Below are 9,585 nucleotides of genomic sequence, written 5' to 3' on the forward strand. Positions count from 1 at the left end.
TTTAAAAATTTAAAACAGGTAGTTTTATCGTTTAAAATTGAAATTTTAATCCTTGCTCGTACTATTTTTTTAAACTAAATTTGCATTGCAATACAACAAACTACACAACAATGATCCATTTCTTTGAAAACCAAAGCAAAACTGTCTTTGCAGTGCACACGATTGACAGTGAACTGACGAAGCAAACTCAAAAAATATCAAGCATAAGCAATATGTCAGCTAAAGACATTTCAAAACTAAACTGGCTTTTTGCCAACTCAAATAAAATTGAAAAATCCGTATTGACGGATTTTTTTGTTGGACCACGTGCCGCAATGATTACCCCTTGGAGCACTAATGCCGTTGAAATTACTCAAAACATGGGTATAAAAGGAATCATTCGAATTGAGGAATTTTATAGAGTAAGTGAAGAATTCACGGATTTTGATGTAATGCTTTCGCAGAAATATAGTGAGTTAAATCAAGATATATTTACTATTAATGTACAACCTGAATCCATTTTAGAAATTGAAGATATTGATGGTTATAATAAAACAGAAGGTTTAGCTTTAAGCCTTGACGAAGTTGAATATTTAGAAAATTTGTCAGCTAAGTTAGATAGAAAACTAACTGATTCTGAAATTTTTGCTTTCTCACAAGCAAATTCAGAGCATTGTCGTCATAAAATTTTTAATGGAACATTTATAATTGATGGTGTAGAAAAAGAAACATCTCTTTTTAAATTAATCAAAAAAACATCACAAGAAAACCCAAACGACATCGTTTCGGCATATAAAGATAACGTTGCTTTTGTAAAAGGACCAAGAGTGCAACAATTTGCTCCAAAAACTGCTGATAAAGCTGACTATTACGAAATCAAAGAATTTGATTCGGTTATTTCGTTAAAAGCAGAAACACACAATTTCCCTACAACTGTTGAACCTTTTAATGGAGCTGCAACAGGTTCAGGAGGAGAAATTCGCGATCGTTTAGCTGGAGGACAAGGTTCGTTGCCACTGGCAGGAACTGCAGTTTATATGACTTCGTATTCGCGATTGCAACCTTTCGACACCGCTCAGGATGAAAAACCTTGGGAAAATGGAATGGAAGAAAGAAAATGGTTGTATCAAACTCCAATGGATATTTTAATAAAAGCATCTAATGGAGCTTCTGATTTTGGAAATAAATTTGGACAGCCTTTAATTACGGGTTCGGTTTTAACTTTCGAACATCAACACTTTGACAAGTTTGGCATAAAGGGTAGAAAGTTAGGTTACGATAAAGTAATCATGCAAGCGGGAGGAATTGGATACGGAAAATTAGATCAAGCAATTAAGAAAAAACCACAAGAAGGCGATAAAATTGTTATTTTAGGCGGAGAAAATTATAGAATCGGAATGGGTGGTGCTGCGGTTTCATCTGCAGATACTGGTGCTTTTGGTTCAGGAATTGAGTTGAACGCAATACAGCGTTCGAATCCAGAAATGCAAAAACGCGCTGCTAATGCCATTCGAGCCTTTGTAGAAAGCGACAACAACCCCATTGTTTCCATTCACGATCACGGTGCTGGCGGACACTTAAACTGCCTTTCAGAATTAGTGGAAGAAACAGGCGGATTAATTGATTTAGATAAATTGCCTGTGGGTGACCCTACCCTTTCGGCAAAAGAAATCATCGGTAACGAATCTCAAGAAAGAATGGGTTTAGTAATTGGTCAAAAAGACATTGATTTATTACAAAGAGTGGCCGATAGAGAACGTTCTCCTATGTATCAAGTAGGTGATGTAACAGCTGATCACCGTTTTACATTTGAGTCAAAATCTACTGGCGCTAAACCAATGGATTATGCTTTAGAAGATTTCTTTGGAAGTTCTCCAAAAACGGTAATGAACGATAAAAAAATTACTTACAACTATGCGCCATTAGAGTATTCTGTAAAAAACATTTCGACTTACTTACAGCAAGTATTGCAATTAGAAGCAGTGGCTTGTAAAGACTGGTTGACAAATAAAGTGGACCGTTGTGTAGGCGGAAAAGTAGCCAAACAGCAAACTGCTGGATCCTTGCAATTACCACTGAATAACGTAGGAGTAATGGCATTAGATTATCAAGGAATTGAAGGTGTTGCCACATCAATTGGGCACTCTCCTATTGCCTCTCTAATTGATCCAGTTGCTGGAACAAGAACTGCAATTGCAGAATCCCTATCGAATATTATTTGGGCACCAATAAAAGGAGGTTTGGATGGAATTTCATTATCGGCTAACTGGATGTGGGCGTGCAAGAATGAAGGTGAAGACGCTCGTTTGTATGCCGCTGTTGAAGCTTGTTCCGATTTTGCAATAGAATTGGGAATCAATATTCCAACAGGAAAAGATTCGCTTTCGATGAAGCAAAAATATCCGAATGACGAAGTAATAGCGCCCGGAACGGTAATTATCTCGGCAGGTGGTAACTGTATCGATATTAAAAAAGTAGTGGAACCTGTCCTTCAGAAAGACGGTGGTTCTATTTATTATATTAATTTGTCGCAAGATGATTTCAAATTAGGAGGTTCGTCATTTGCACAAACATTAAATGAAATAGGAAACGATGCACCAACTATAAAAAAAGCATCTTTCTTTAAAAAAGCATTTAACAGCATTCAAGAATTAATTTTAGACGATCAAATTCTTGCAGGACACGACATAGGAAGCGGTGGTTTGATTACTACTTTATTAGAAATGTGTTTTGCTGATGTAAATTTAGGAGCTAAAATAGATTTCTCTGTTTTTGAAGAAAAAGACATCATCAAGTATTTATTTGCTGAGAATATCGGAATTGTTTTCCAAGCGAAAAATAATGAGACTATCGAAGCTAAATTAAACGCAGACGGAGTTGCTTTCTACAAATTAGGATCCGCTACTACAGATGCCACTTTAAACTTTGGACACTGCAAATTAGACATCGTAAAATACAGAGATATTTGGTTTAAAACTTCATTTTTATTAGACCAAAAACAATCTAAAAATGGGATGGCTCGAGAGCGTTTCGATAATTACAAAAACCAACCATTACAATACACATTCCCTAAACACTTTACAGGTAGATTACCTGTCACTTCGAGCGCAGTCGAGAAGCCCAAAGCCGCCATCATTCGTGAAAAAGGAAGTAATTCAGAGCGTGAAATGGCAAATGCGATGTACTTAGCTGGTTTTGATGTCAAAGACATTCACATGACCGATTTAATCTCGGGACGTGAAAATCTGGAAGATATTCAGTTTATAGGTACTGTGGGAGGATTTTCTAACTCAGATGTTTTGGGGTCTGCTAAAGGTTGGGCCGGCGCTTTCAAATACAATGAAAAAGCAAATAGTTCATTAATGAACTTTTTCAAACGTGAAGATACTTTATCAGTAGGAATTTGCAACGGTTGCCAATTATTTATGGAACTTGAGCTAGTAAATCCAGAACATGAAGTGCATGGCAAAATGCTTCATAATCTTAGTAATAAGCACGAGAGTATATTTACATCGGTGACTATTCAAGAAAATAAATCAGTGATGTTGTCTAGTTTGGCTGGATCGACATTAGGAGTTTGGGTCTCACATGGTGAAGGAAAATTTGACTTGCCATTAAGCGAAGAAAATTACAATATCGTAGCGAAATATGGATATGACAGTTATCCAGCAAATCCAAACGGCTCTGATTATAACACAGCAATGCTTTGTGATGCCACAGGAAGACATTTAGTGATGATGCCACACATTGAGCGTTCTACTTTTCAATGGAACTGGGCAAATTATCCTAAAGACAGGAATGATGAGGTTTCGCCTTGGCATGAAGCCTTTGTAAATGCTAGAAAATGGATTGATAAAATCTAATATTTTTTATTTATGTGTACAAAGCGTTCTCGAAAGAGAGCGCTTTTTTTATTTACGCCAAAAACAAAATAGCAACATCCAACTTCTCACGTTAAAAAAATAATTTTGAATTAGCATTATCATTACATTTACATAGTACTTAAAATCAAAGTGTTATACAAGATTTATAATTCTCAATCCTATATTAAAATTTAAGATGGCAACTCGTTATTCAATATAAACTTAAAATTATCTACCTATGGAAAATAAAACTTTCAGAATTGGGATATGCATGGCGGGTGCAGTCTCTGCAGGAGCTTATACAGCTGGTGTAATGGATTATTTAATGGAAGCATTGCGCGAATGGGAAGAAAAGAAAGGACAGCCAAACATACCTTCGCACAAAGTAGTGATACCAGTAATGGGTGGCGCTTCTGCAGGGGGAATGACTGCTTTACTGACTGCTACCACTTTAAACAATGAAATTGTGCCTGTTGATTTACCTAATGATACAAATCTTTTAGATGAGCATCCTGAAAACAAGTTATATCACAGTTGGGTAGATCTAGTTGATAAAGATATGTTTAGAAAAATGCTGGATACCTCAGACATTTCCTCTGGCAATGTAGTTGCCTTATTAAATTCTGATTTTATAGACGATATAGCTACAAATATGATCCAGTGTGATGGAAAAGCATGGAAAGATGCACCTACTTTTTTTGAAATGCCAGTGAAGATATTTGCTACTCTCTCTAATTTAAACGGTTTTAAATATAACATTAATTTTAGCGGTTATAATAGAAAAGAAAAGTACAATATGACTGTACATAATGATTATGCCTGTTTTGAGCTTTTTGACGACAGTACCACAACACCTTCAACTCCAGGCTGGATGCCATTGAATTTTAAAACGGGCTCTTATGTCAAAACCGCAAGAGAAGCAGCAATGGCGACAGGCGCATTTCCTATTGGACTCAAATCTCGAATTGTAGAAAGAGAGGCGATTTATGTAAATGCAATTCCGTGGTTAAAGGATATTTTTCAAAATACTCCGATTGAAAAAGAACAAAAAACGCTTAATGTAGATGGTGGAATGATCAACAATGAACCCTTTGAGAAAGTGAGAGATATACTAGATACTATTACAATCGAACAAAATAAATTGAAATATAACGCCTTGAGTAGAGATCAAAAACAAGAGTGTTTAAATGAAATTAATACTATTTATAAAAGCTTTGAGAACACCGTATTGATGATTGATCCTTTTCCGAGTACTGATAAATCTGAATTTGATTACAGCCAAAATTTGACTAATATCTTATCTAAAACTTTCTCTGCAATGACGGCTCAAATGCGTGCAAAACCATTGAATTATCGCAGCGCAATGGAACAAGATGATGCTAGTCAATTTATAATTTCTCCCTCTCGAAAAAGAGAAGATAATGAAGGTGTGCTCAAAGATTTTTTTGGCGAAAAAGCCATTGCATGCGGTACAATGGGCGGGTTTGGTGGTTTTCTAAATAAAGAATTTAGAATTCATGATTACTTTTTAGGAAAATACAACTGCGAAATGTTTTTGAGAAAGTATTTTACCATTCCAGAAGAGGCGTTAGAGGCAAATTTAATATTTGCCGAAGGTTATCGTACTGTCGACAAAAGCCAGTATGTGATAGTCGATTCAAATGGAAAAAGAAGCTATCCTATTATTCCAATTTTTAAGTCTGCAAGTGCAGCAGATTCTTTTCCAATACCTACTTTCTCTTGTGGTGGGAATTGGCCAAAAGTTAACGAGAATTTTGTTGATCAATATCAAAAACCAATAAAAAATCGAGCAGAAAAAATCATTCTAAACATTGTAAAATTAAGTCCTACAACTCATTTCTTTTTAAAAATTGGTTCGTTTGTTGTCCTTAACAAAATAATCAGTAAAAAGGTAGTTTCCTCAATCAAAGACAGTCTACACAAATGGAATTTAGTCAATAATTACAAACCAAATAGAGACGAGAGTTATTGAGACAGGATGGGATGGGATATTATTTTAAAATGAAAAGAACTTTTTTTTCATAAAACGGATAATGGTATAGGCAACGTTGTGATTTTGGCTTTCGCACGGTAAAAAAAACTTGAATTACCAGTAGATGAATAACGTTAAAACATCTTTGGGAAAAAGATTACGAAGATTATCTAGTAAATCAAAGCGGTTCTAATAATGATGTTGCGATGCTTTGCTACGTTGTAGGACGTCATCTGGTCACTCTTTCGCGTATTGAGCGTTCTACGTATCAATGGAACGGGGCGCATTATCCAGAAGACAGAAGCGACGAAGTTTCACTTAAACATAAAACGTTTATTAATGCTAGAAAATTAGAAATCAAATAAGTAATAAATTCCTATTTGTTTCCAGAATTCATGTTTAATTTCACCGTATGAAAATTTTAGTAATTGAAGACGAAATGGAATTGCAGGAAACCATTAAAGAATCGCTTTTAAGGGAGAAATATACCGTAGAAACTGCTAGTGATTATAATGCTGCCTTTGAAAAAATTTTAGTATATGATTACGATTGCATTTTATTAGATATTATGTTGCCTTTTGGAAACGGTATATCACTTCTTAAAAATTTAAAAAAGAGAAATAAAGCGGGAAATGTTATTATTATTTCTGCTAAAAACTCTTTGGAAGATAAATTAAATGGATTGGCCTTAGGTGCGGATGATTATTTAACTAAACCTTTTCACATTGCTGAATTAAATGCACGTATAAAAGCAGTTTTGCGAAGAAAAGATTTTAATGGTAAAAATCAAATTGACGCAGGAAATACCGTGCTCGACATCGATGAACGCGTTTTGAATGTTGCCGGTGAAAACATCCATTTAAACCGGAAAGAATTTGATATTTTAAACTATTTTTTACTTAATAAAAATCGACTCATAACTAAAACTACTTTAGCTGAACGCGTTTGGGGTGATTACATTGACCAGTCTGATAATTTTGATTTTATATATTACCAAATCAAAAATTTACGAAAAAAATTAGAAGAAGCCAACGCTACAATTATCATAGAAACAGTTTATGGAATTGGCTATAAATTGTCGGAAAAATGAAACTGTTAAACCGTTCCCTTTTATATCTTTCTTTTGCTTTTTTACTAATTATAGGCATTTGGTCTGTTCTTTTTTATGTAAATTTAAAAGACGAAATCAGAGACAGTATTGATGACGGTTTAGACAACAACAGGTTATTAATTCTCCAGAAAGTAACTACAGATTCTACTCTACTTTTTCAAGACGATTTTGGAGGAAACAACTTTGTAATTCATCCCGTTTTAAAACAAAAAGCCTTTACATTAAAAGACATTTACAAAGACACATTAATGTTCCGATTGAATGAAGACGATTTAGAACCCGTGCGAATTCTGCATACTGCATTTGAACATGAAAACAAGTATTATCGCCTAAAAATAATTTCATCTTTAGTGGAAGAAGATGATTTAATTGAAGAATCTTTTTGGAATGTGTTTTGGTTATTTATCGTTTTAATTACAAGTATAATAATTGTAAATAATGTCATTTTGCGTAAAATTTGGCATCCTTTTTATGATATTTTAAATCACTTAATAACATATCGATTAGATACAGATGAAGTTACTTTTAAAATTGCTACCAAAACTAAAGAATTTATACAATTGCAAGAAGCTTCTACTGCTTTGATTAAACATTCAAAAGAAACGTATGTGGCACAAAAACAATTTACAGAAAACGCTTCGCACGAATTGCAAACACCTATTGCCATTATTATTGCTAAGTTAGAACTTTTGTTAGAATCGGAAAATTTAGTCGAAAAAGACGCAAACACAATTGCAGCAGTAATTCGTATTTCAGATCGTTTAAAAAACCTTAACAAAACTCTTTTATTACTTACTAAAATTGAAAACAGACAATTCATAGAGCAAAAAATAATTCATCTTAACGAAAAAGTTATAGAAATACAGTCTAATTTTCAAGAATTTGCTGATTTTAAAAATATTATTATAAGTTGCCAGGAAAAAGCTGATGTAAAGGTTGTCATGAATATTTCTTTATTTGAAATATTGCTCTCAAACTTACTCAAGAATGCTATTTTTCATAATGTAAATGATGGAGAAATTGCAGTCCAAATTACTCCTAAGGAATTTATAATTTGTAATACAGGAAAAGAATTAGACTTTGATGCCAAAACGATATTTAACCGATTTGTAAAAAATCAAGCTAATAGTCAAAGTACTGGACTTGGTTTAGCGGTTTGTCATTCTATTTGTAAATTATATACTATTGATTTATCGTATGAATTTATTAAAAATCAACATTGTTTTAAAATAAATTTTGAAAATATTCGTGTCAATTCTTAAATTCCAGATTCTTTCCATAATCGACTGCTAAATTTGTCTTATAATTAATAAAAACATAAAAGATGAAGACAAAAACACTTCAATTAGTAGCCTTATTTTTTTTAGGATTGGGAACAACTTTCGCACAAGACATGCTATCAAGTCAAGTTCCTTCAGTTATAATGAACAATTTTAAAAAAGAATTTCCAAAAGCAAATGATGTAGAATGGGAACGACAAGGTGAATTATACCAAGTAGATTTTGAAATTGGTTGGTTTACTGATTATGACGCTTTGTTCAATGCTTCTGGAAAATTAGTTAAATATACCAAAGAAATAAGTAAATCAGATTTACCGAAAGCAGTTGCAAAAGCGGTTAAAAATAAATATGGTGAATACCGCATCGATGACGTCAAAAAAATAATTGAAAACGGAACAGAAAAGTATCTTATTGATCTTGAAAAATGGGATGAAGAATTCCAAGTTGTGTATTCAAAAAGCGGTAAATTAATTTTATAAAACTTAAAAATGAAAACAACCATAAAATTACCAATAATTGCCTTTTTTAGTTTTTTAACAGTCCTTACATCTTGTAGTAGTGACAACGAAAATACGAGCAAAGAACTTCTTACAGATGCAGAAATTCCAATTGCTATAAAAGCTTACGTTGAGACACATTTTATTACTAATGAAATAATTAGAGCCGAGAAAGAAACAGAATCAGGCAGCATAACTTTTGCTATTTATTTGACCGAAAATGTAAATTTAGAATTTAATAGTGCCTTGCTAATTACCAATATCGATGGAGTAACCGAATTGCCAAATTCAGTAATTCCTCAAACAATTCTTGATTATGTAGCCGCTAATTATCCTGCAAATTTTATTACGGATTGGGATTTAGAAACGAATTATCAAGAAGTTGAATTGAACAATAATTTAGAATTAGAGTTTGACTTAAACGGAAATTTCATCCGTGTTGATGATGGTTACAATTCTAATGACATTTTATTAACTGATGCAGAAATTCCTTTAGCAATAAAGACTTATATTTCAACATATTTTCCAACAAATACTATTATTAGAGCAGAAAAGGAAAAAGACTTAACTGTGATAACGTACGAAATTTATTTGACCAGAGGTTTAAAATTAGAATTTAACAGCGCGTTCACCATCATTGATATTGATGGGATAGCACAATTACCAAATACAGTTATTCCAAAGTCGTTACTTGATTATGTGGCAGCAAACTATCCAACTAATTTTATTACCGATTGGGAGCTAGAATTGAATTACCAAGAAATTAAGGCTCTTCGCCTAAATTAGTGGAATTATATATTTTAGGCATTTCCTAAATAATACACCATCTTTATGAAATTCTGCGAATTTCTATAACCTCTTG

7 protein-coding genes are annotated in these 9,585 nt (G+C 33.2%); all 7 read left to right on the top strand.

The annotated features are described in order from the left end of the window. Positions 1-110 precede the first annotated feature (110 nt). The 7 genes from purL to RCH18_RS12265 all read left to right on the top strand — a co-directional run bounded on the left by purL (position 111) and on the right by RCH18_RS12265 (position 9,509). A complete protein-coding gene (gene purL / locus RCH18_RS12235; protein ID WP_326937044.1) occupies positions 111-3,842 on the top strand; it encodes a phosphoribosylformylglycinamidine synthase in 3,732 nt (1,243 codons plus the stop codon). Between the two features lie 238 nt (positions 3,843-4,080). Beyond that, positions 4,081-5,835: a patatin-like phospholipase family protein gene (locus RCH18_RS12240; protein WP_326937045.1), complete on the top strand. Its 1,755-nt coding sequence runs from the start codon at positions 4,081-4,083 to the stop codon at positions 5,833-5,835. A gap of 128 nt (positions 5,836-5,963) precedes the next feature. After that, positions 5,964-6,200, top strand: coding sequence for a phosphoribosylformylglycinamidine synthase subunit PurQ (locus tag RCH18_RS12245; RefSeq protein ID WP_326937050.1), 237 nt, complete (start codon positions 5,964-5,966; stop codon positions 6,198-6,200). 47 nt (positions 6,201-6,247) lie between these two features. Next, a complete protein-coding gene (locus tag RCH18_RS12250) occupies positions 6,248-6,925 on the top strand; it encodes a response regulator transcription factor (RefSeq protein ID WP_326937046.1) in 678 nt (225 codons plus the stop codon). Further along, on the top strand, positions 6,922-8,208 hold the full coding sequence (gene porY, locus RCH18_RS12255) for a sensor histidine kinase (RefSeq protein ID WP_326937047.1): 1,287 nt from the start codon (positions 6,922-6,924) through the stop codon (positions 8,206-8,208). Before RCH18_RS12250 ends, porY begins: the two co-directional genes overlap by 4 nt. Before the next feature lie 62 nt (positions 8,209-8,270). After that, on the top strand, positions 8,271-8,705 hold the full coding sequence (locus RCH18_RS12260) for a PepSY-like domain-containing protein (RefSeq protein ID WP_326937048.1): 435 nt from the start codon (positions 8,271-8,273) through the stop codon (positions 8,703-8,705). 9 nt (positions 8,706-8,714) lie between these two features. Beyond that, on the top strand, positions 8,715-9,509 hold the full coding sequence (locus RCH18_RS12265; RefSeq protein WP_326937049.1) for a PepSY-like domain-containing protein: 795 nt from the start codon (positions 8,715-8,717) through the stop codon (positions 9,507-9,509). Positions 9,510-9,585: the final 76 nt, after the last annotated feature.

Source organism: Flavobacterium sp. PL11, from assembly GCF_035985025.1.
Lineage (GTDB): Bacteria > Bacteroidota > Bacteroidia > Flavobacteriales > Flavobacteriaceae > Flavobacterium.